This window comes from Aeromicrobium sp. 9AM (assembly GCF_902506105.1).
In the GTDB taxonomy this organism is placed as follows: Bacteria; Actinomycetota; Actinomycetes; order Propionibacteriales; family Nocardioidaceae; genus Aeromicrobium.
The window spans coordinates 287,072-308,983 of the sequence record NZ_LR733303.1; the positions used below are offsets into that span (position 1 = coordinate 287,072).

The following is a 21,912-nucleotide window of genomic DNA, read 5'->3' on the forward strand; positions in this document are numbered from 1 at the left end:
CCGCAAGGTTCTGCGCCCGCGTATGGTCGAAGGCCACAAACTTCGGGGGACCTTATGAACGCGATGCGTGATATTGCTTACGACACATTTGAGACCTTCTTGGTGGAGCCGCATGGGACAGAGGAGTGGCCGATGCCGCCGGCGGTTTGGGCGTGGAGGAACGGTGAACGTGCAGCGAAGGTAAGCGTGTACACGGAGGATCCTGGGTTCGTTGGCGCCGGGGTCCAGTGGTCGGTTGAAGCTTTGGCGGCGGATGCTGTCGTGTTGATGACACCTAGGTTGGAACCCGGAAGTCCGGCCAGAGCGTCACTGATCTTCGCTACCGCCGATCGTGCGGCAAATATTCACTTGATTGAGTCTGCGGTGCTTCGTCTGGACTCAGACGTGCTGGACGTCGAGCAGGCCGAGGATGTTTCTCTTGACCGGTCGCCGCACGTGGCCGCGCTGTTGGCAACCATGAAGCTGGACCCGGCGACGCTCGGCGCAGACATGCAAGTGTTGGAAGACGTGATGAACCTGGGTGTGGAGGCGCATCGTGCTCACATGGATGTGGGTGCTGTCCACTCGATGGGCGAGTTCTTCCCAGACTCGTCTGGGGTGCTGGTGGACGTGACCCTGTATGCCCGTGAGGGCTCAGATCGCCTGAAGGTGTTGCGCGAGCGGGCACCTGACGAGGTCGAGGTCAGGACGTTGACGGGCCGGCCGTCTGCGAGCTGAAACAGTCCCGCGTGTCCGAGCCTCGTTGCTCGGCCACCGCTGTGCGGCTGAGATTTCGACGCTTGTTCGCGTCAGGCTGTAATAACGCCACCGCTCCCGGGACTAAGCACCAAAGCGTTGCATCAACGACAGCGCTCAAGCGGAAGGCGAGCAATTGAACAAGAAATCCATAGCGGCTGGAGCGCTGGTGGTGGCGGTGGGTGTGCTGAACTTTGCCCCGGCCGCCCAGGCCAGCAAAAGCATCCCGTACTTCTACAACAACGAGGGCGACAAGGACGCGAAGGCGCGGTTCTCCGCCGACGCCGGTGACTACGGCAGCGACACAGGCGACACGTTCCGCCTGTTCAAGATCAGCGCAGGCACCGTCTTCATCCAGTGGAACACCGACACCAGCGGAAGCGGCAAGGAGTCCTACAGCGGCGAGAACGACACAGGCAAGAACTTCGTGCACAACTTCGCCGAGGACCGCTACGTGAAGGTCAAGGTTTGTGAAGAAAAGGGCGCGTTCCCTGACGACTGCAGCAGCTACAAGACGGGATATGCGTGAGCCTTCGCAGTCCTAACACATCGCCAATCTTGCGGTCTCAGCAGACCGCAGCAGTCCTGTCGTGTAGTGCTTTGAGTTTTGCGTACCGCGGCCAGCCGATCCTCACCGACGTCGAGCTACGCCTCGACCCGGGCGAGGTGTTAGCCGTACGTGGGCGTAGCGGCTCGGGCAAATCGACTCTGCTGCATCTGCTGGCAGGTTTGCTCACCCCAAGTGATGGCGAGGTGGCCTTCGAGGGGCGTCGATTCGACCAATGGTCGGATCGACGCCGCTCGCGGCTGCGACTCAAGTCGTTCGGCGTCGTCTTCCAAAATGGGGACCTCATCCCCGAGTTGACCGTCGCGGAGAACGTTGCCCTGCCGTTGCAACTGTTGCGGCTCGCCCCCGACACCGTCAGCGCCAGAGTGCGAGAACTCCTCGGACAGTTCGACCTCGGCGACCTGGGTGACCGAAACATTGACCAGATTTCAGGCGGACAGATGCAACGTGTGGCAATCGCACGGGCCATGTCGCACAGACCTCGGGTGCTCTTCGCCGATGAACCGACGGGTTCGCTCGACGAGGAGACGGCCGCAGATGCCGTGTCGGCGATGATCGGCGCAGCACGAGCACTGGACACCCCACTGGTCTTGGTGACCCACAGCCAAGCTGTCGCAAGCGAGTGCGATCGCACCCTTGAGCTCGAGACGGCCCGCGCCGACCCCCTGGGCGAAACAAGGTCGCGATGATTGGCCGCTTGTCTGTGGTCGGCGTTCGACTCGCGTTCCAACGGGACTACGCGAGCGTCATTCGTGCCGCCCTTCTGGCGGCAGGCATTGCGATTGTCACGTTCGTCGCACTGTGTGGTGTTTCTGCACCGTTCGCTGCGTCGAATCAGGATGCCCGGTCGCATCATCTCGCGGTGGATGTCTCAACCAAGGACAAGCCGTCCGGGATGTCAGCCGTGGACCCAAGGCTCGTCGCCCAACGGCAATGGGACGGTCACACGATTACCCGGACCATCATTGCGGGGGCGCAAGGAAATGACCTCCGTCCACCAGGGATTGCTGCCAATCCCGGGCCAGGGGAAATGTACGCGTCACCGGATCTGCGAAAGCTGGTCAAGGACAATGCGGTGGTCCGTAACCTCTTTCACGGTTACCGCGTTGTCGGGACAGTTCATGCACAAGGTCTTACTCAGCCGCATGAGCTCCGAGCAGTTCTCGGTGCCAACGTCGAGGCACCAGGCCTGGTCCAGGTAGTTGGATTCGGTACCCAGAACACTGATGGTGGGCAAGACAGCAACACCGTTCTCAACACGGTCGTGACTGGCTTCTTGGCAATGGTCCTGGGCGTGCCCCTGGTTGTGGTTGTGGCTATCAGCGCAAGACTTTCGAGTCGCCGCCGCCGCGGACGCATCCGAACCTTGCGCGCATTGGGGCTGAGCCGAATGCAGGTTCGTTGGGTCATGGCTGTCGAGACGCTCACCGTGGCTTTGCCCGCAACTGTGCTCGGTGCCGCTACCTATTGGGGGGCATTGGCCACTTTCAGTGCCGTGCCCGGAACCAGTTTCGGCTGGTTCACCCAAGATGCACGCCTTCCACTCGCCGTCATCGTTTTCGTCGCTGCGTGCGTGATGGTGGTCGCCGGGGTCGCTGCAGCGCTAGGAGCGAGCATCGACCCTCGTCCTCTACCGTCACGCAAAGCGAGGCGTGTCAGTACGGTGGGCCGGCACGCGGGCCTGTTCGTTCTTGCGGCCGGGCTGGTGGTGCTTGGCGCAATTCGGTGGATGCCGTCAGGCGCCGGCGGTTCGAACGCACTAGTTCTTTGGATTGGCTGCGGCGTCGTCGCGGCTGGCCTGGCGCTCTCCAGTAACGACCTGACGGTGACCTTCGCTCGCGCGGCAATGCCGAGAGTGAAGCGCGGAGGAACTCTCATCGGTCTCAGAATCAACGCAACCGAACCAGGCACGGCGACGCGGATGGCGAGCATCCTGGCGGTTCTCACCGTGCTGTGCATCGGCACAGTCGCCTTCACCTCAGTTCTCAACGGCGGCTCCAGCTCCAACGCGGCCGAACTCGCGACGACGCGCACCGGAGCACCGATCGCAGTGAATGATTTCGACGGGTTCTTGAGCTTGGACACCGTCATGAAGACCGAAGGTGTCCAGGGCGTGGCCCTCATTGGTGAACTGGAGGGCGACAAAGGGAATGTTCCAACCGTTTTCGCGTCGTGCGCGGCATTGGAACGGCTCACCGAACGCAAAGCGCTGCGGTGCGATGGGGGACTTCAGTGGTTGTCTTCCACGGGGGCTCCCGTCAGCGAAGAGACCAGGGCAACCGGCAGTAAAACTGTGGTTCTAGGTGGTGTCAAGACGCCTCTTCCGGTAGCGGCCGATGTCGTTCCCGCTCCGGCTTTGGGCGTCGGCTTCGACGGGCTGCTTCTGGCGCCGTCGTCCATCAAGCCCGTCGCAGACGGAAACGCTCGGTCTTTCCTGATCAATGTGCCGTTTGATGTGGTCCCGCGGACCCTTGCGCTGCTCAGCTCAGCCGCGCCGACGGCCGAATTCGATCTCGGGGAGTTCGCTGGCCTGGACGCAGGCTCCAAGCAGTTCCCAGCCCAGGTCACGTGGCTGCTTCTGGGCATGTCCGCGAGCACGGTGTTGGGTTCTGTGGCGATCCTTATCGCCGCCCTAGGCGAGGCTGAAGCGCGACGGAACAGGCTCCGCGGTCTGTATGTCTTGGGTGCCGAACGAAACGAATTGGCCAGAGCGCACATCGTCTCAACCGGGGTCCCACTGTTGACGGTCGCGGCGGCTGGAGTCGTTGTTGGCTGGATGGTCGCTCGAGCCATGGTCGCTTTCGACGACAGGGCCTCAGTGCCAACGCACTTGTTCTTAGCTTTGGCGGGCTCCGGGGCGGTCGTCGCGGTGCTGGTCACGGCGCTGACAGCGCCTCAAGCGATGAGGGCGTTCACGCCAGCTGAAGCTTCGAAGGGTTCACTCTGACTCTTCGCTGCCACGAAAACGTGTGCTGGGTTGCACATGGACTGCGTGCGTCAAGACGGGGCCAGAGTTCGTGTAGAACTCTGGCCCCTCCATGTGACTTAGCAGCGTTTGAATGACGAGTCATCCGTCACGCGGGACGCGCACGATGCGCAAACGGCGCCCAGCCCCACGGATTCGCGGGACGGGGTCGGTTGGCCACGGGACACTCGGCGCCCTGTTTCGAAGAGCGTGCTGGTGTGCGACCTCGATGAGTGCGCCAGCTGATCGCGGATCGGTGTCCGGCGAACGCAGCGGTTGAGATGGGCTGAAAAGAGCCATGCTTCCTCCATCGGTTGTGGAGTCCTCACTGTGGGCGCCCAACCAGGCTTTGGAAGGAGCATCGAACCATCGCCGATGTTCTGTTCGTTCGTTCCCCGGGACAAATGGAACCGCTGACCAGGTGAGATGTGACGTTGTCGCGCAGTCTGGAACGCGTTGGTCGCCTCAGTCGGCAGGGAGTTTCAATCCAACCGTCAGACCCGCCGTGATTCCCAGCCCACCGCCTTCGAGCAGCACGTGGTCGTAGCTGACCCCGGCCTGTTTCAACCTTCGCCGCATGGCCGCGACAGGCGCTCCCGCAACCAACGAGTAGGCGTTCGAACGCAACGGCACCCACAGGTCGTGAGTGTCCGAGCGCATGTCTGTAACGCTAGTCGCGGCCACCGACACCCACTCACCGTTGACCTGGAAGCGTGCCCAGCACGGGGCGGGATTAGAGGCCGGGGAGTGTGGACGTTGCCGCGTACGCCCGGGATACGTCATCTGCTTGACGAGCCACATACATGTCTTGGGTGATGCTCGTCTTGGAGTGACCCAGCCATTCGGACACCGACTTCAAGTCCAGCCCAAACCCACCGGCCTGAACAGGTGCCAGCGAGTATGAAGCATAGGAATGGCGAAGCCAATGGAACGTCCACTGCCAGTCGCAATTCGATGTCGCGTCGCCCGCAAGGTGCCCGGCACGGTCTGCCCATGCCGTGACCGACCGGTACCGCGGGAACAGCCAACCGTGGTGCGGGTCATCGGCAGGGCGTTTGAGCGAGTCGGCAATGAGACTTCGCGCGACGTCCGCTGTGGCGGTCCACATGAACGCGACGCGAGCTTTCTCACCCTTGGGCGGGACAGTTGCCGGCCAAGGCTCGGAACGGTCCAGCTGACTGGTGACAGCCACTACGCCGGTGTCCAAGTCAATGGAGTCGTGCCGAAGGGCCAGCAGCTCGTTGATACGCAACCCCGTGCCCAGAGCCAGCAGAACAAGGCGCTCCCCGTACCCGGGGTACTGCTCCTCGAATGCGGCCGCGAACTTCTGGATATCTGCCACCGACGGGCACCTATTCAGCGTGACGACATCATCACTGCCTGCGCTCGGTGCCGTGTTGTACGCCCTTTTCACGATGCTACGCCGACGGCGCGGTTCGCCGAACGGTTCAGCATCCACAAAGTAGCCATGGTCAACAGCCCAAGTCGTGAACGCGCTGACCGTTCGCGCAATCGACTTGACGGTTGCTTTCGACGCAGCGTTCTGGACCGCATAGTCGAAGATGGCCGACCAGTGACGCAACTCGATGTCAATGCAGCGGGTGGTCCCGACAAGCTCGGGAACCCACACGTTCCAGTTCGACTTGTACTGCGAAATGGTGCCCGCCGGTCGCTTGTTCTTACGCATCGAGATGAGCATGGCTTGAAACGCGGCATCCACAGTGGCGAAAACCTCCGGTTGCGCCCCATGCATCAGTGCCAACTTGGCGCGGAGTCTAGTGGCCTCCGCCTCGGCGTTCTCCAGCGTGCCGCAACGCTGAATGCGGCGCTTCCCCTGTCCGGGAACGCCGCCGGTCCAATAACAAATCCGACCATCGGCGTACACGCGCACCGGGTCCATGTCGCGCCGCATTCGGCGCGAAGTGCCTTTAGTGGACACGCGCAACCCCCTTCGAACGAGACGGCGTCGTTCGCGAAACCGCCGCGAGAGCGTCAGCAGGGTGGGCTTCGGCCCCACGTGAAGGCAACTCAACCCAGGCGTAGATGGACTCATACGTCCAACGAGGAAGCGAGCCCACCATGCGCGGTGCAGGAAACGTGGCGTCTTCGCGGCGTAGGTCCGCCAGATGGCGAATGCTTATCTGCAGGACGTCGGCGACTGCCTCTGGGTCGAGCATAGGTACGTGAAGAACTGAGGGGACTGTGTCAGGCATGCACCTCCTCGTGCCGATGCGCCGCCGCCTGACAGTAAAAACGGGGCTCTCTTGAAGAAAAGTTTCCGGCTCCGCTCGTCGGCCGGTATATCTGCAAACGGAGCGCGCCGACGTACGCAATGCCATTTCGTTGACCTCCGCCGGGCAATAGAAGAATCAGTCACTCTGTCGTATTAAAACGACACATGTCAACCAAGTCCGAGGTAGTGGTTGACGTCCGCCCGTCCCCACGCACTGTCCGGGCACGAAGCCCCAGTGGGGCTCAACCGGAAAGGGGAATGGACGTGGCAAGACTGACAACAGAGGTTCAGCTAGTAGGGGACGAAGACGAGGTGTTGGCCTTTGTCGACTACTTGGGCGAGGTTGAGGGTGACCTTTCGGTATTGATCTACCGTCATGCGTTCAACGAGTGGAAGTCGGCGATGACTGACGAGGTCCGCATGAGAGTCGAGGACTATGTTGGAGCGCCGCTGTTTGCGGCAGTAACTGAAGGCCCAGAGCAGTATCAGGACCAGTTGAGCATGATGCTGGCGGTCGTCAGTGACCGATTCGCTCTGCGCGAGGCGCTTTGCCTAAGGACGTTGTTTGACTTTGCCGTAGGCGTCTGGCTTGTTGATCCTGTGACCGGGCGCAGCGACCACGTCGTGGTCGGCGAGTGACAGGACGCGGGACGACTCAGTCGCCCTCTAGGTCGATGACGAGTGGGCGAGTGCTGTCCAGACGGAGTCGCCAACGAGAGTGGGTGCAGGCCCGTCCGGACAGGCCGTTTGTCAGCCGTGCGCGGGCCGCCTTCCCGACCTTTTTTCACCTGGCCTGTTGCCATTCTCGGTCTGTGAAGCACGGGCCGCTGTTACCGCGACTCCGTCGCGGGCTACCTCTGTCCTCGCATTCGGCCAGTTCGGCCTCAACGTCTTCGAGTCGGACTTGGGCGGCCGGCAGCCTCGTGTCGATTGTGTCGATGTCGCGCGCGAGCCTCCGCGGCGGAATCAGATCGCTGGCACCCAGGCGGCGATGCCAGCGTCCTGTCGACGCACGTGCCGATTGGGTGCTTCTGAGTCTCCACACGGTCCAGATCCGCGCCCGACTCGTCTCCGCCTTGCTCGTCGCAGCCAGCGGGTATTGCTCGCAGCTGGAGCGGGTCTCGGCGTCGCCGCTTGTAAACTGACCGCGCTCCATCGTACGACCTTGGCCGGCGCCCCGGCGCCGTGATCTGTCGCCAGCCGGTGGCACAGGCGGCGGGATGATGGGTTGACGCGCGCGCCGTTACACCTACCTTCTTCATACAACCGCATATCTCGCCGCAGTCAGTCGGGAGAGTCCCACCATCACCATTGGATGGGCGCCGAAGGAGCAACACTCCCCAGAATCTCTCAGGCCCGCATACCGATTCGACTAGGCAACTCTGGAAAGTCGGGCTAAGCCCGCGCCCACGGTGCAAACCGTCTCATTCGACGGTGAAGCTCTCAGGTACCGATGACAGAGCGGGGAGGCCAAGCAAGGCGTGTATCACGCGCGCCATGACACCGAAGGCCTCCCATGACCATTTCCAGAGTTTCGGCTACCCCACTTATCGAAGGCAGCTTTGCCCGCAGACTTGAACGTCTCGGCCGTTGCGCCTGGGTCGGTGGTTCGCGATGAGCGAGCTGCGCAACACCGCGCTCTACGAAATCCACCGACAGCTCGGCGCATCATTCACCAGTTTCGCCGGTTGGAACATGCCAGTGCGCTACTCCTCGGACATTGAGGAGCATCACGCCGTAAGGGAGGCGGCTGGCCTTTTCGATCTGTCGCACATGGGACAGATTGAGCTAGAAGGTCCCGGCGCTGCCGGTGCACTTGATGCAGCCCTTGTCGGTTGGATCTCCAAGTTGGTCGTTGGCAAGGCCAAGTACACGATGATCTGCGATGACGCTGGGGGTGTCATCGACGACCTGGTGGTCTACCGGACGGGCGAAGAGCAGTTCCTGGTCGTTGCGAACGCAAGCAACCATTCGACCGTGCTGACGCAGCTGCTAAGCCGGGCCGCGGAGTTCGACACCTCTGTAACTAATCGGTCGGAGACTGACGCACTTGTAGCGATCCAGGGGCCAGCTTCGCTGGAGATCCTCCGGCAGGTCACCGACGCCCCGATTGACACTTTGAAGTACTACTCCATCCTGCGGTCCGTGATCAGCTTCGCTCCGGTCAAAATCGCCCGCACTGGTTACACGGGTGAGGATGGATTCGAGATCTACCTCAACAGTCGCGAGGCTGTGGGAGTCTGGAAGGCCTTGACCAAAGCTGGGGAGTCCAAGGGACTCAAGCCTGCCGGGCTGTCATGCCGCGACACGCTCCGCCTCGAGGCAGGGATGCCGCTCTACGGGCACGAGCTCGACATCCGAACCACTCCATTCGATGCGGGGATGGGCCGGATCGTGGCCCTCGACAAGCCTTCGGACTTCGTGGGTAGGAAGTCGCTGGAGGAGCGATCACATCGCCCCGTCGAACGTGCGCTCGTCGGACTCGAGCTGGACGGACGACGAATCGCGCGCGAAGGACAGACAGTCCTGATCAAGGGGACAGACGAACCAATCGGCATCGTCACAAGCGGTGCCCCTTCGCCCACTCTCAGGTACCCGATCGCGATGGCTTACATCGACGCTCACTTCAACGAGGCGGGAACCGAAGTGGCCATCGACGAGAGTGACCGAAGACCTTGCGATCGGAGCGGCCGCCGAGGCGACCGGGCTGAGCGTTCATGCGCTGCGTTACTTCGAGGCAGAAGGAATGCTCCTTCGTGACCTCCCGCGTACGGCGTCGGGCCGTCGCCGCTATGCCGCGGAGGACATCGAATGGATCCTTCTGTGCAATCGGTTCCGCGCTTCCGGTATGCCCATCGAGACCATCGCCGCCTTCGCGGCGCTTGTCAGGGAGGGCCCTGGAAACGAACAACAGCGACTGGACCTCCTGCGAGCGCACGAGCACCGAGTTCGCGATGACATCGGGGTCCTTCTCGATCACCTCGCGGCCATCAGCGGCAAAGTCCGCGCCTACGAGCGGCACGTCGCCGAGGGTCGCGCTGCGAACGTGTGGAATCCGCTCCGCGCTCACTGACACCCGACGACGGCGGTGAGCGACGATTAGCGCCAGCCCACTTGAAGGAAGCGCCCAGAGAGAATGTCGAACTCGTTGCCTTAGGTCTGTTCGAGACGTGGGTAGACGGCAACGCAGCCAGAAGAGATCCGCGAGTGGTAGCGCACCTTGAGTTGACCACCGTATATGGCGTCCGAATGTGACGAGCACTGCTCCAGACACTCTGTCCGGCGTACTACGGATCCGAGAGTGGGGCAAGACCTCTCGGATCCGATTTACAGCGAGGCAGTGAATCGCGAGCCATAAGACGTCAGCATGTTGATCAGGAAGGCAGCGTTACCTGCCGAAACGAACTGGGGGAGCAGGCCATGAAGAGATGCAGCCATCTTGGGGTTGGCCAGACCGTTGATGAGGCCTTGCCGGATCGCGCGTCTACCGGGAAGTGTCGCGACTGGACCATCGTGACGCAGGGTGGTGTGAAAGTGAATGGCTACGAACAGGGACTGGTAACCGAGGCAGATCAAGTACGCCGCGCCCACGACCTCGATCGTGATGAACGCCGGTTCCGAGGCAGCGATCAGGCCCATTGCTCCCAGCGCAGCGGCAAATGTCCAGACTGGCTTGATTTGTCGCGACCGCCAGCCGCAGTGTCCGGAGGTGCGGGCTGTTCGATCCTTCGCCGTGACACGCTCGCATACAGGGTCGCCGCGGCGGATCTGGGCGCACCTGGGACTGATGGGCCATCCGCATCTGCGCCGGAAGCGAATGGCCCACCGGCCGTCAGTTGTGCATGAACTGGCTCAGGCGAGCCAGTCCGTCGTTCTCATATCCCGCCGAGATGGCTTGGTCGATGACGTTCTCTAGTCCCTTCAACGCTGCGACATTCAGACCGTGCCCCGTAGCAGCCTCAATGATGTGACCAACACCCGATTTCGCGGAGGCAATCGTCGAGCGATCTCCCGGGAACGACTGTGCATCGATCTGAGCGCTGAAACGCTCGATGATCTCCGGCAGGAGAGCGCTCATGCCCTTGGCGAAGGCCGCGAATGTGCTCGCGGCGATTCCTTCGGCTTTCGCGAGCGCGAAGCCATGGACCACGCCGGACACTGTAGTTGAGAAGACGTCGAGCAGGGCCAGGTCGAGCGCCGCCGGCCTCCCGAAGTCGGGTCCCAAGTAGTGCGGAGACCCGCCTAGTGCCTCAGTGATCGGTCCAGCGGCCCCAAAGGTAGCCTCAGACCCGGCATAGAGAATCGTGGCGGCGGGTGTACCGATAGTCGGAGTGGGCGTCAGAATCGCCCCCTCCAAGTACTCGAGGTCCGCGTCACGTGCTGTCTCTGCCATGTCTCGCGCGTCCTGTGGCGCACCTGTTGTCAGGTTGATCACGATGTGATCGGGACGAAGAACGCTGAGGTCGCGGAACACCGAATGGACCGCTTCGTAGTCTCTCAGGCAGATCAGCACATACTGTGACCCACTCAGCGCTTCATGGAGATCTTCATGAGCCTCCGCGCCGGACTCGACGAGTTGCCGCGCCTTCTGGTGGGTGCGGTTCCAGACTGTGACCCCGTGCCCAGCCTGGAGAAGGGTGGTTGCGAGGGCTTGACCCATGGGGCCGAGCCCGACGACCGTTACTTGAGGAGATGAGGAATGAGAAGTGTTCATGTCCGCACCGTAAACATTCACATCAGTGTGAAGGTCAAATGATAATTTCGATTCATGAGAATTGGAGAACTGAGTCGTCTCACGGGCGTCAGCACTCGCTCGATCCGCTATTACGAGGAGCAGGGGCTCATCGTCCCTGAGCGGCAGCTCAGTGGCTACCGGGCTTATGACGAATCGGCCGTCCGCCAGGTGCACCAGATAAAGGTCCTTCTTTCGGCGGGCCTCAACACCTCTGTGATCGCGGAAATTCTGCCGTGCATCGCCGATCCCGACAACGTGCTAGCGCCACCGTGTCCAGAACTCTTGGACGGCTTGGCGGCCGAGCGGGCGAAGCTCTCAGAATCGATCGATCGTCTCGAGGCGGCGCGACGCATCATGGACACCTTGATCGTCGATAGCGACAAGCCCTTCTCGGCCCGCCTTTGACGTCACGCAGTCCTGGTGAGAAGCGCTACCCGTTCTGTACAGCTCGATGAGAAGAGGGCGGAGCAACCGACCTCGTTCTGTCATCTCGTAGACAGTTGTGGACGGGTAGCCAGAACATCGCTGCCGACGCAGAAGGCCGTCGCTGACCAACTGCCCCAACCGGTCGTTCAAGACCTTGTCGCTGATCTTGGACAGACGGGAGGCCAGCTCTTGGCCTGCCGTCGAGGCACCCGCAACCATCCGGCGATCGACGCCGGACGACGGGCTCTCAATGCGGCCGCCTTGTCGGCACAAGGTCGTGCAGCGCTGGAGTCATGGATGAGAGATGACAGGGGTGATCAGTCAGTCGGTCTGTTGGCCCTACGTGTGACCGCCACCGTTGCCGCGCCGATGATGGCAATGCCTGCGATCTGACCCGTCGAAAGAGGGTGGTTGTACACCCAGATGTCGGTCAGCACCGCGACTGCAGGGTTGATGAATGAAAGCGCTGCTATCGCAACCACGGAAAGCTGTCTGACGGTTGCATACAGCACCCAGTACAAGACGCCAGTGTGAAACAACCCCAGCGTCGCAATCCACATCCAGGACGTCCCTGACCAATCGAGGCGGTCCGCAAAGGGCAGCAGGATGACTGCGCCCAAGGCGCATTGCATGAGTGTCATCACTTGAGGGTGGATTCCCTCAGTGCGCGTGGCCGCGAAAGTGGCCACAGCGTAGAGTCCGCCAGCAGCGAGTGCGGCCGCGACCCCATCCCATCTACCTCCAACTGAAGTGACACCGGCGGCGCTCACGAACTCGGTGGTGAACAGTAGCCCGATCATCGCTGCTGTGAGCCAACACAACGATCGGACGTCCGGCGCGCGGCGCGTGGCGATCGCACTCAATGCGACGAGAAAGAACGGCTCCATGTGGTAGGTGACGGTCGCAATCGTAAGTGTCGTCGACTTGAATGCCGTGAAGAGCAACACCCAGTTGGCGACCAAGGCGAATCCGCCAAGTAGCGTCAGGGCGACGGCTCGCGCAGTGAAACGCGACGCGGCTAGAGAGCCGCTCGCTTTGGCCAGAACGAGCAATGCCGCGACAGCGAACACACAGCGCCACGCTGCGATCGTGATGGGAGAGGCCGACGCCTGAAGTGTGAAGTAGCCGATAGTTCCCCATCCGGCCATGGCCGCGCCCAAGAGGATCGTGGGCAGCGTACGACCTGCCGCTTGCGACGGAATCACGCTAGATGGCCGAGTCATGCCCACCATGATGAGTGATCAGCGGTGCTCATTCCATTTACAGTTTGACTCCATATTGCTTTAGCATTGCTTAATGATAGATGTGCAAGGGCTTCGCATCCTCATCGCGATCCAGGACACCAAGTCGGTGACCGCAGCGGCAACAGAATTGGGGTACACCGCTCCGAATGTCACGCAACATCTGCGCCGACTGGAGCGCAAGCTGAACTCACCGATGGTCGAGCGTGTTGGTCGAGGGATCGTTCTCACTGAGCGGGCCCGCAATCTTGCTGACATCGGTCGGCCGCTGTTGCTGCAACTCGACGATCTGGCCGCGCGCAGCGTAGACGAGCCGGTCGGGGCAATGGACGTGGCGGCGTTTCCTACCGCCGTCCGCGGGATCGCGATTCCGGTGCTGTCAACGCTTGCGCGTTCCCACCCGGACCTGCACGTGCGGGTCCGTGAGCTGGGACCTGAGGAAGCCCTGGAGGCCGTACGGCGGGGAGACATCCAGGCCGCGGTCACCAAGACCTGGGGCCCTGGTCGGCAACCAACCATCGAAGGAGTTCTTGAACGCATTCCACTTGGAGTCGATCGCGTTGACGCGATTCTTCCGGCTAGTCATCCGCTGGCCGCGAAGAGTTCTCTGACGCTCCACGACTTGGCGGACGAACCGTGGGCCGTAACTCCGGTCGGGGATCCGTACCGTACGTGGCTCACGGGCCACCGGCTGTCGTCCCAAATCGATCCCACGATTCTCCACGAAGCGTCAGAGTACGCTTCGCTCATCGCTTACGTGAGGGATGGACTTGCCGTCGCGGCGGTTCCTCGGCTCGGTCGAGGCGAGCTACCCCCCGACGTGATGGCACTTCCACTCAGCGATGAGTCGGCGATGCGTCGAGTCTTTCTCGTGGTGCGGCGGTCGAGTCGTGGCGGCCCGGGACTGGAAGCGGTGGTCGACGAGATGGTGAGCGCGGGCCGCGCGACACTGACGTAGATGCAATAGGACGCACTAGCGAGCGCTTGCCCCGGTGGCCGTTGCCGCGTCGTCGGTCAGGTACGTTCCAGCGCCGGAGGTCACGATGCCCTCGTCGTTGAAGTGCAGGACTTCGCTGACGAGCCGGTCAGCCTGATTGCGGTAGGTGATCACGACGGTCTCCAATCCGACGAAGACATGCTGGATCTCGAATCGGAGGTCGGGGATGAGCGTCAGGCCGTTTGACCAGTACTCCCTTATTGCTTCCTTCCCGCGGAGTATGCCGGCGGTGTTCGGCATCAGTTGCGCCGCGACGGGTGAGCTGAAGACAGCGTCGTCGGCAAAGTGTGAAAGCACGCCTTCCAGGTCGTGCGAGTTCCACGCGGTGACCCAGGAGTCGGCGAACTGGCGGGCTAGATCGATTCTCATTGATACTCCAGGTGCGGGTTTAGTCGGGTTCGGGGGCAATGAGGCCCCGGAGGGCAGTGGCGGCATCGGCGGCGTCCTGCATGGTGTTGCAGATGTGGAACGACAGCCGAAGCCGTCCTGCGCGTGTTGCAGCTACCAATCGGGACTCGTCCAGAGCCAGATTGATGTCGCCGGTCGGGATAACCGAGACGATTGCGGATTCGCCTGGTGCGAAGCCGACCTCGGTTCGGAACAGGTTCGCGAGATGTACTGAGTACTTGTGCAACATTGCGGGCCCGATCTCGGTGAGGAGTTCAAGGGACGGTGCTTGCCCAACCCAACTGAACCATGCTGGCGAGACATCGAATCGGCGGGCCGTTGTGGCCAAACGCAACGGCAATCCGTAGATGGCATCCCAGGGACGCTCACCGGCATACCAGCCCGCAGCGTGGGGAAGCAGATCGGCCGCATCGTGCTCCCGGATTGTCATGAACGCGGTCCCTCGGGGTCCCATCAACCACTTGTAGCCTCCCCCCACAGTGAAGGCCCAGCGACTCGCGTCGATGGGCAGCCACCCCACTGCTTGGGTGGTGTCCAAGAGAACCTTCGCACCGTACTGATCACACGCTCGTTCGAGGTCGTCGAGCGGTGCGATGCGGCCATCCGCGGACTGAACGGCTGACACCGCTACTAGAGTCGTTCGGCCGTCGACGGCAGCTGCGATACCTTCGAGGGGAACCTCGCGCACTCGAACGCCGCGCGATTCCTGAGCGAGAAACGGGAAGATGATGCTCGTGAAATCACCCCGTGCAACGATTACTTCGCTCCCCGATGGGAGCCCCGCAGCAATGACTCCGGCAAAGGCAGAGACTTGAGAACCCACCGCGACATCGTGCGCGGACACGTTGACCAACGACGCATACAGCTCGCGGGACCTTGCTATGTAGGTGTCGTAATCGATTGGGTTGCCCATCCCCTCCTTCCATCGCCACAGCTCGGTCTGAAGAGCGTCCCAACTACGCTGCGGAGGCCGCCCGAGACTCGCGGTGTTCAAGAAGACGCATGTCCTCTCGAACTCCGATCTTGACAGGTCCGAGACTTCCGAATGATCCATGTCCATGTGCCGCCTATTCGCTCAAGCCGGCTGTGATGTCGTATGTCAAGATCACACTCCCCAAGGGCGTGCTTTCGCAGTTCGTCAACGTTAGATCACAAGGCCGACCCAGGTCGCCGAACAGGCGTTTTCCACTTCCGAGCAGCAAGGGGTGAATAAACAATCGGAGTGAGTCGATGACCCCCTCGGCGAGCAAGCTACGAGCGAGGACGCCGCTTCCAAGCATGGCAACAATCCCCTCACCGTCGGCTTTCATCGCCCTCACCCCATCAACGACATCTCCGGCAATCCGCCGCGAGTTGTCCCACTCGAACTGGTCCCGCGTCGTCGTCACGACGAACTTCTCGGCCGCATTCATGCTTGCCGCAATCGGATTGGTGTCCGGTTGGTGTGGCCAGAATGCGGCCATCTTCTCGTACGTCTTGCGTCCGAACAGGTACGCCGAAGTGTCGTCGGCCCCGCTCGAGCCAACGGTGGCGTGGATGGCCTCTGCATAGGGCGCTCCCCACCCGCCGTGCTCGAATCCTCCCTCACGGTCCTCATCGTACGAACCCAATCCTTGCATCACTCCGTCAACGGAGAGAAACTCGATCGCGACCAGTTTGCGCATGAACGCCCCTTTCGTAAGTAAGAGCACCATCCTCGATGCGGGGACGTATCGTGTCTTGAAGAAATTTGACCGAGAGGGATCAAACTGTTGCCCGACTCCAGGGACGCATCTTGCGGGCCGGTTCTGGTTCGACACAACGTCCACCCCGCCCTGCGCGGTTTCGTTGCGGGCATGGTCGGCTACCTCGAGCGCACCGACGAACCCGTGATCCGTCGTCAACCAGCCGGAAGTCTTGTACCGCTTGTTCTATCGCTCGGCCCCACGCTGGAGATCCTCGAGCTTTCTGCCGGTGGCGGTACCGGCAGTCGGTCGTCTTTCATCGCCGGCCTCATGCCGGGGTACGCGACCACATCCTTCGACGCCTCCCAGTACTGCCTTCAGATATATCTCACGCCCCTTGGAGTGGGTCATCTGCTAGGAGTGCCTGGGCGTGAACTGGCAGGGAACCTGGTGGACGTCGAGGAGGTCGTCCCTGCCTTGGGAGGTTCCTTCCTCGACAAGGTGCGAGGCGCGTCAACCTGGTCGGAGAGATTCGCACTGGCGGAGAGAGAACTGCTTCAGCTTCTGGGTAGCGGCGCCGAACACGATCCACTTGTTTCGTGGATGTGGCAGGAGATTCACGGCTCGGGTGGGCGGGCTCGCATCGGTGAGTTGGTTTTGCAGACGGGATGGAGCCAGCGTCACGTGACGTCCCGATTCTTCCAGCGCATCGGGCTAACGCCGAAGGCCGCAGCCAGCATCGTTCGATTCGAGCGGGCCTCGCACGGTCTGACCCGGCAGCCCCTGTCCCGCGTTGCATCCAGATTTGGCTATTCCGATCAGAGTCATCTCACGCGAGAGTTCGTGCGCCTGTCGGGCACCACGCCGCACGAACTCAGTAAGGGGCGGTTCACAACTGCGCACACGGCGATCGGACGGACTCAGATTCCGGACTGAGTCTCAAGGATCACGAGCTCCACCTCAGCGCTAGGTGTACTCGGCGGAGACGTTGGTGACAGTTCGGGTCTTGTGAAATGTGAGGACCTCCGGGCTTAGTGGGTGATGTCTAAGTCGCCCAGAGGCCCAGGAGGTCCTCATGTCTCACCGTAATGCCCGTTTGAATGTCCGCGGTCGCCTGTTGATCGTTTCTCGAGTCCTCGACCACGGTCGTCCGGTCGCGCATGTCGCGAAGGAGCTGGGGATCTCCAGGCAGTGCGCTCATCGTTGGATCAACCGGTTCAAGGCCGAGGGGCCGGCCGGTTTGCAGGACCGGTCGTCGCGTCCGCACCGATCACCGTCTCGGACGTCTCCGCAGGCCGAGGTGGTGGTGCTGGCGATGCGGGCCAAGCATCGCCGCGGGCCCGATTGGATCGGGCCCGAGATCGGCCTGCCAGCGCGGACCGTGTCATCGATCTTGCGTCGTCACCAAGTCCCGTTTTTGCGTGAGTGTGATCCGCTGACCGGTGAAGTGATCCGGTCCTCGAAGCAGACCGCGGTCCGTTACGAGCGGGAGTCTCCGGGCGATCTGGTCCACATGGACGTCAAGAAGATCGGCCGCATCCCGATCGGTGGAGGTTGGAAAGCGCACGGGCGAAGCGAAGGGGTTCGCGAACGCGGCATCGGTTTCGACTACGTCCACTCGCTCGTCGACGACCACACACGGCTGGCCTACTCAGAAATCCTGCCCGACGAGAAGGGCCCAACCTGCGCAGCGTTCCTGCTCAGAGCAGCGAACTATCTCGCCGCCCGCGGGATCACCCGAATCCGTCAGGTGATGACCGACAACCACTTGAGTTACAAACGATCGAACGACGTGCGAGATGCTGTCGAGCTGCTCGGCGCCGAGCACATCTTCATCAAAGCCCACTGCCCCTGGCAGAACGGCAAAGTCGAAAGGCTCAACCGAACTCTCCAGGCGGAGTGGGCATACCGGCAGATCTTCTACTCAAACGACGAACGCGCCGCCGCACTTGCGCCCTGGCTCGAGCACTACAACAATCGACGACGCCACTCAGCCCTCGGAGGACAGCCACCGATCAGCCGTGTGTCACCAACGTCCTAGCCGAGTACAGCTAGGCCAAGAACGCCTTTAGATCGCTTCGTCCCGGACGAAGGGCAGCGCGAACCTTCGGTGAACACTCCACGGCGACGCCAGGGGCCTCTCCCCACGTTCCGTTTTGGTGGCCTGCGCGAACCGACTAGGTATAGGCATCCGGGTATGCCATATTGAGGTTTTCGCATTAGACGAACATGTGTGGGTTGAATCACGCTGGCTTGGGACAAGTCAACACGTCAACCGATTACGGAGACACACATGAACGTACGGCCTGAGGCACGCGTGCAGCGCGGCCTATCCAAGGAGCATCGTCGCGTCGCCGCCGCGAGTTTGATCGGGTCAGTCATTGAGTGGTACGACTTCTATTTGTACGGGACAGCCGCCGCGTTGGTTTTCGGTTCGGAGTTCTTTCCCGGCCTTAGCCCCACAGCGGGAGTGCTTGCATCCTTCGCGACGTTTGCGGTCGGATTTGGCGCTCGTCCGGTGGGGGGACTGATCTTCGGACACTTTGGCGATCGCATTGGTCGTAAGACGACTCTTGTCGCGTCACTCTTGACCATGGGCATCGCCTCGGTGGCGATCGGAGTGCTGCCGACCTACTCGACGATCGGCGTCTGGGCTCCAGCGCTCCTGGTGCTCCTGCGTCTGATCCAGGGCATCGGCCTCGGCGGCGAGACCAGCGGTGCGGTGCTGATCTCTCTCGAGCACGCCCCGGCTGGGAAGCGCAACTTGTACGGCGGGTTCCCACAAATGGGCGTTCCTGCGGGCCTGGTCCTTGCAAACATCGTGTTTCTCGTGATCACGCATGCGGTCTCCGAGGAGGCGCTGACAACGTGGGCTTGGCGAGTGCCGTTCCTGTTCAGCGCCGTTCTTGTCGCAGTCGGGATTCTCATTCGTGTCGGAATCTCAGAGACTCCGGAGTTCCTCGAGGTGAAGCAGCGCAACGACGTGCTCGCGGCACCTGGTGTTGCGGCTGTCCGTTCCAACTGGCGCCAGATTCTCCTCACGGTGCTTCTCATCATCGGAGCTGCGGGGTGTTCGTACGTCTTCACCGTGTTCACGCTCAGCTATGGTCCCACGACGCTCGGATTCGAACGGCAGTCGCTGCTGCTGGGTGTTGCTGGAGCCTCCCTGGTCTGGATGCTCACGATTCCCTTCTGGACGTCTGTTGCTGATCGCGTTGGCCGTCGCAAGGTGTTCTTGAGTGGTTCAGTGTCTCTGGTCATCGTCGCCGCCAGCTACTTCGCTCTGCTCGACACGCGAAATGCAGTGGCCATCGGGATCGGTTTCGCAGCGATGGGATTCGTACTCCCGATGACGCATGGACTGCAGGGCAGCATCATGGCGGACGTGTTCCCCGCAGGCATGCGGTACTCAGGTATGGGTTGGATCCTCGGCCTGGCCTCCGTCATCGGTGGGCTCTCTCCGTTCATCGCGCAATGGCTGTTCGGCCTGACGGATGACGCGTCGCTCATCACGGCATACATGATCCTGATGAGCGCGGCCAGCCTTGGCTCCGCACTTGTCCTCTTCAAGATCACCCCGGAAGTGGAGATCGGACGGGCGGCAGAACCCGCTGAGGTGGCACCCAACTTCATTTGACGGCACTCGATCATCCAGACCGCTAGTAGAAAGAGAACAATCATGAAGACCGATATCGCAGTCGTTGGCGGAGGATTCGCCGGAGTGTGGAGTGCCGCTGCCGCACTGCGTGCCGCTCGGGAGAGCGACACGGACCTCGACATCACCCTGATCTCCCCAAACGACTCGCTGGTCATCCGTCCGCGCTTGTACGAGGATCAGCCGGAACTGCTCGGGGTGCCGTTGGAGGACATCTTCGGGGGAACTCAACTGAGGCGGGTGAAGGCATCCGTGCAAGCTGTCGATCCACTTTCGCACATGCTCTCCATCGAGGAATCCGACGGCACGATGGGCACGGTCGAGTACCGGAAGCTGATCCTGGCTACGGGGAGCCGCCTTGCGAAACCTCACTTCGAGGGGGCGGACCTTCTCCATGATGTCGACACCATGGAAGGCTCGATCGCACTCGATCGGCATCTTCGCCAAGAGGCGTCCCGGGGTGAACGTCCTACCGTGGTCGTGGTCGGCGCAGGGTTCACCGGCATTGAGATCGCGACTGAGCTCGTGGGGCGACTCGCAGACCTCACGCCCGATTCTGCCAATCCTGCCAAAGTCATCCTCGTCGAGCGGGAAGCCGTGGTGGGCCCCGATCTAGGGGCTGGGCCCCGCCCAGTGATTGAACAATCCTTGGCTGACCTTGGCGTAGATGTATTGCTGGGCAGGACAGTGACCCGGGTGGCTCCGGACCAGGTCGTCCTTGACGACGGGACGAGCATCTCAGCGCGTACCGTCGTGTGGACTGCTGGCATTCGCGCGTCGGAGCTCACCAAGATGGTCTCGCGTGATCGAGATCCAATCGGTCGCGTCGTTGTGGATGAATTCCTTCGGGCGACCGGCACACCCGATGTCCTGGTCGCTGGCGACACCGCTGCCGCGATCGCGGAAGAGGGACATACCGTGATGCCAAGCTGTCAGCACGCCATTCCTCTCGGAAAGTTCGCCGGCTACAACGCCGTCGCGGCGATCATCGGCACAGATCTCGCTCCATTCGAACCTGCACCGTACGCAACCTGCGTCGATCTCGGTCCTGCCGGAGCGGTGTACACAACAGGGTGGGAGCGGACTGTCCAGAAGTTGGGCGCCGAGGCGAAAGCTCACAAGCAGCGCACCAATCGGGAGCGCATCTATCCGCCGGTTCGGGACGCCGAAGAACTTCTTCGTATCGCTGACTACAAGGTGAGCACCCGACAGCAGGCTGTCACGCCTGCGAGCTGAGACTTCGCCGCGTGCGGACCCACAGGTCGCGCGGGCGATACCCCGCGGGATCGTCTCGTGCTTCCCAAACAGGAAGGCACGGGACGGTCCCCACGGAGAGGGCTGGAAATGCGGATAATCGAGCACCAGTACGCAGAGAACGACGCAACGCGTCGGGCCGTGATGTCGCTTTCGTCGATGATGCCGACGGGCGACGGTGTCTCTGTCCTTGCGCGCCGGGAAGCCTACCGACTCTGGTGCCGACAGTTCATCATCGAGCACGATGTCAAGGTGGCCACCGTCAATGCTGACGGGACACCAGCCCGATGGATCACGGTCCCAGAGTCGAAACCTGGCAGGGTCCTGCTCTACCTCCACGGGGGAGCCTACGTCGTCGGTGGGTCGGAAGGGCACGTGGAGATGGTCAGCCGGTTCGCACGAAGCTGTGGAGCGGCGGCGCTTCTAATCGACTATCCACTCGCGCCTGAGAACCCTTTCCCCGCGGCCAGGCGGTCCTCGACCCGTGCATTCCAATGGTTGTTGTCGCAGGGGTACGAGGCTAGCCAGGTGACCATCTGCGGAGAGTCTGCCGGCGGCGGCCTGACCATCTCTACGGCTGTCGCGGTACGCGACGCTGCGCTGCCGCTACCAGGGAGCCTCGTCGCCATGTCGCCGTGGGTCGATCTGACATGCACCAATCCGGCCTTCGAAACGGGAAATGACAGCTTCGTGAGTCGTGAGTCGCTGAAGGCATCAGCCGGTCATTACCTGGGAACGACACCGGCTACCGATCCTTCGGCCTCACCACTCTTCGCAGACCTGACTGGCCTACCCCGCCTGCTGATACAAGTCGGTTCACAGGAAGTGCTGCGCGGTGACGCGGAAGCCTTGGCTCGCGCCGCCGAGGCTGTAGGGGTCGAGGTCTCGTTGTCGGTCTTCGAGGGCATGCCCCATCTCTGGCACCACTTCGGGTCACAACTTGAAGCGTCGGTCGACGCCCTGGTCGAGGTAGCCGATCACGTGCACGGAATCCCGAGAGGCGAGTCGTGGTGACATTTGGGATGCCCTGC

At 61.9% G+C, this 21,912-nt stretch carries 23 protein-coding genes, 1 pseudogene and 1 riboswitch; of the genes and pseudogenes, 15 read left to right on the forward strand and 9 right to left on the reverse strand.

The genetic code is table 11. From position 1 onward, the window contains the following. The first annotated feature begins 54 nt into the window (after window positions 1-54). The 4 genes from BOSE46_RS01430 to BOSE46_RS01445 all read left to right on the forward strand — a co-directional run bounded on the left by BOSE46_RS01430 (window position 55) and on the right by BOSE46_RS01445 (window position 4,250). Complete coding sequence (locus BOSE46_RS01430; RefSeq protein WP_159537567.1) at window positions 55-717, forward strand: hypothetical protein; 663 nt, start codon at window positions 55-57, stop codon at window positions 715-717. A 202-nt stretch (window positions 718-919) separates the two neighbouring features. Then, entirely contained in the window at window positions 920-1,264 is a 345-nt protein-coding gene (locus tag BOSE46_RS01435; RefSeq protein WP_159537569.1) for a hypothetical protein, read from the forward strand. Between the two features lie 71 nt (window positions 1,265-1,335). Then, the gene (locus tag BOSE46_RS01440; protein ID WP_159537571.1) at window positions 1,336-1,992 is read left to right on the forward strand and encodes an ABC transporter ATP-binding protein; all 657 of its coding nucleotides are present in this window, start codon (window positions 1,336-1,338) and stop codon (window positions 1,990-1,992) included. Beyond that, complete coding sequence (locus tag BOSE46_RS01445) at window positions 1,989-4,250, forward strand: FtsX-like permease family protein (RefSeq protein ID WP_159537573.1); 2,262 nt, start codon at window positions 1,989-1,991, stop codon at window positions 4,248-4,250. Before BOSE46_RS01440 ends, BOSE46_RS01445 begins: the two co-directional genes overlap by 4 nt. Window positions 4,251-4,733: 483 nt before the next feature. On the opposite strand, the gene BOSE46_RS01450 is transcribed toward BOSE46_RS01445, so the two are convergent. Continuing rightward, on the reverse strand, window positions 4,734-4,928 hold the full coding sequence (locus BOSE46_RS01450) for a hypothetical protein (RefSeq protein ID WP_159537575.1): 195 nt from the start codon (window positions 4,926-4,928) through the stop codon (window positions 4,734-4,736). 73 nt (window positions 4,929-5,001) lie between these two features. Then, on the reverse strand, window positions 5,002-6,207 hold the full coding sequence (locus BOSE46_RS01455) for a tyrosine-type recombinase/integrase (RefSeq protein WP_159537577.1): 1,206 nt from the start codon (window positions 6,205-6,207) through the stop codon (window positions 5,002-5,004). Between the two features lie 558 nt (window positions 6,208-6,765). Here BOSE46_RS01455 and BOSE46_RS01460 point away from each other — a divergent pair. The 4 genes and pseudogenes from BOSE46_RS01460 (at window position 6,766) to BOSE46_RS21385 (ending at window position 9,574) form a co-directional block, all read left to right on the forward strand. Then, a complete protein-coding gene (locus BOSE46_RS01460) occupies window positions 6,766-7,140 on the forward strand; it encodes a hypothetical protein (protein WP_159537579.1) in 375 nt (124 codons plus the stop codon). Between the two features lie 640 nt (window positions 7,141-7,780). Next, a riboswitch (glycine riboswitch) is annotated at window positions 7,781-7,877 on the forward strand. Window positions 7,878-8,115: 238 nt separating this feature from the next. Continuing rightward, window positions 8,116-9,261, forward strand: coding sequence for a glycine cleavage system aminomethyltransferase GcvT (gcvT, locus tag BOSE46_RS01465; RefSeq protein WP_159537581.1), 1,146 nt, complete (start codon window positions 8,116-8,118; stop codon window positions 9,259-9,261). Then, window positions 9,224-9,313, forward strand: a pseudogene (locus BOSE46_RS21645) (transcriptional regulator); the annotation flags it as partial. The gene gcvT and the pseudogene BOSE46_RS21645, both read left to right, overlap by 38 nt. Window positions 9,314-9,349: 36 nt before the next feature. Further along, window positions 9,350-9,574 carry a hypothetical protein gene (locus tag BOSE46_RS21385; RefSeq protein ID WP_236551578.1) on the forward strand — a complete coding sequence of 75 codons (225 nt, stop codon included), beginning with the start codon at window positions 9,350-9,352 and terminating at the stop codon, window positions 9,572-9,574. 254 nt (window positions 9,575-9,828) lie between these two features. Here the strand turns inward: BOSE46_RS21385 and BOSE46_RS01475 are convergent, their stop codons facing one another. After that, entirely contained in the window at window positions 9,829-10,320 is a 492-nt protein-coding gene (locus BOSE46_RS01475) for a LysE family translocator (RefSeq protein WP_371415498.1), read from the reverse strand. 13 nt (window positions 10,321-10,333) lie between these two features. Beyond that, window positions 10,334-11,215, reverse strand: a complete 882-nt coding sequence (locus BOSE46_RS01480; RefSeq protein ID WP_159537587.1) for an NAD(P)-dependent oxidoreductase — start codon at window positions 11,213-11,215, stop codon at window positions 10,334-10,336. Between the two features lie 54 nt (window positions 11,216-11,269). Between BOSE46_RS01480 and BOSE46_RS01485 the strand changes: the two genes are divergently transcribed. After that, window positions 11,270-11,641: a MerR family transcriptional regulator gene (locus BOSE46_RS01485; protein ID WP_159537589.1), complete on the forward strand. Its 372-nt coding sequence runs from the start codon at window positions 11,270-11,272 to the stop codon at window positions 11,639-11,641. On the opposite strand, the gene BOSE46_RS21650 is transcribed toward BOSE46_RS01485, so the two are convergent. Next, window positions 11,552-11,881: a winged helix-turn-helix transcriptional regulator gene (locus BOSE46_RS21650; protein WP_159537591.1), complete on the reverse strand. Its 330-nt coding sequence runs from the start codon at window positions 11,879-11,881 to the stop codon at window positions 11,552-11,554. The two genes, BOSE46_RS01485 and BOSE46_RS21650, sit on opposite strands and share 90 nt — an antisense overlap. 98 nt (window positions 11,882-11,979) lie before the next feature. Next, entirely contained in the window at window positions 11,980-12,885 is a 906-nt protein-coding gene (locus BOSE46_RS01495) for a DMT family transporter (RefSeq protein ID WP_159537593.1), read from the reverse strand. Between the two features lie 73 nt (window positions 12,886-12,958). Here BOSE46_RS01495 and BOSE46_RS01500 point away from each other — a divergent pair, with 73 nt between their 5' ends. Then, on the forward strand, window positions 12,959-13,861 hold the full coding sequence (locus BOSE46_RS01500) for a LysR family transcriptional regulator (protein WP_159537595.1): 903 nt from the start codon (window positions 12,959-12,961) through the stop codon (window positions 13,859-13,861). A gap of 15 nt (window positions 13,862-13,876) precedes the next feature. Here BOSE46_RS01500 and BOSE46_RS01505 read toward each other — a convergent pair whose 3' ends face one another. From BOSE46_RS01505 to BOSE46_RS01515, 3 genes are all read right to left on the reverse strand, one after another. Beyond that, entirely contained in the window at window positions 13,877-14,269 is a 393-nt protein-coding gene (locus BOSE46_RS01505; protein WP_159537597.1) for a nuclear transport factor 2 family protein, read from the reverse strand. Window positions 14,270-14,288: 19 nt separating this feature from the next. Next, window positions 14,289-15,221 (reverse strand): aminotransferase class V-fold PLP-dependent enzyme, encoded by a 933-nt coding sequence (locus tag BOSE46_RS01510; RefSeq protein WP_236551579.1) that lies wholly within the window; start codon window positions 15,219-15,221, stop codon window positions 14,289-14,291. Between the two features lie 154 nt (window positions 15,222-15,375). After that, on the reverse strand, window positions 15,376-15,972 hold the full coding sequence (locus BOSE46_RS01515) for a dihydrofolate reductase family protein (RefSeq protein WP_159537599.1): 597 nt from the start codon (window positions 15,970-15,972) through the stop codon (window positions 15,376-15,378). Window positions 15,973-16,143: 171 nt separating this feature from the next. Here BOSE46_RS01515 and BOSE46_RS01520 point away from each other — a divergent pair, with 171 nt between their 5' ends. The 5 genes from BOSE46_RS01520 (at window position 16,144) to BOSE46_RS01540 (ending at window position 21,895) form a co-directional block, all read left to right on the forward strand. After that, the gene (locus BOSE46_RS01520; RefSeq protein WP_159537601.1) at window positions 16,144-16,908 is read left to right on the forward strand and encodes a helix-turn-helix domain-containing protein; all 765 of its coding nucleotides are present in this window, start codon (window positions 16,144-16,146) and stop codon (window positions 16,906-16,908) included. Window positions 16,909-17,047: 139 nt separating this feature from the next. Then, window positions 17,048-18,013: an IS481 family transposase gene (locus BOSE46_RS01525; protein WP_159537541.1), complete on the forward strand. Its 966-nt coding sequence runs from the start codon at window positions 17,048-17,050 to the stop codon at window positions 18,011-18,013. 252 nt (window positions 18,014-18,265) lie between these two features. Then, a complete protein-coding gene (locus BOSE46_RS01530) occupies window positions 18,266-19,609 on the forward strand; it encodes an MFS transporter (RefSeq protein WP_159537603.1) in 1,344 nt (447 codons plus the stop codon). A gap of 42 nt (window positions 19,610-19,651) precedes the next feature. Then, window positions 19,652-20,863 carry an NAD(P)/FAD-dependent oxidoreductase gene (locus BOSE46_RS01535; RefSeq protein WP_159537605.1) on the forward strand — a complete coding sequence of 404 codons (1,212 nt, stop codon included), beginning with the start codon at window positions 19,652-19,654 and terminating at the stop codon, window positions 20,861-20,863. A gap of 180 nt (window positions 20,864-21,043) precedes the next feature. Next, the gene (locus BOSE46_RS01540; RefSeq protein ID WP_236551627.1) at window positions 21,044-21,895 is read left to right on the forward strand and encodes an alpha/beta hydrolase; all 852 of its coding nucleotides are present in this window, start codon (window positions 21,044-21,046) and stop codon (window positions 21,893-21,895) included. Window positions 21,896-21,912: the final 17 nt, after the last annotated feature.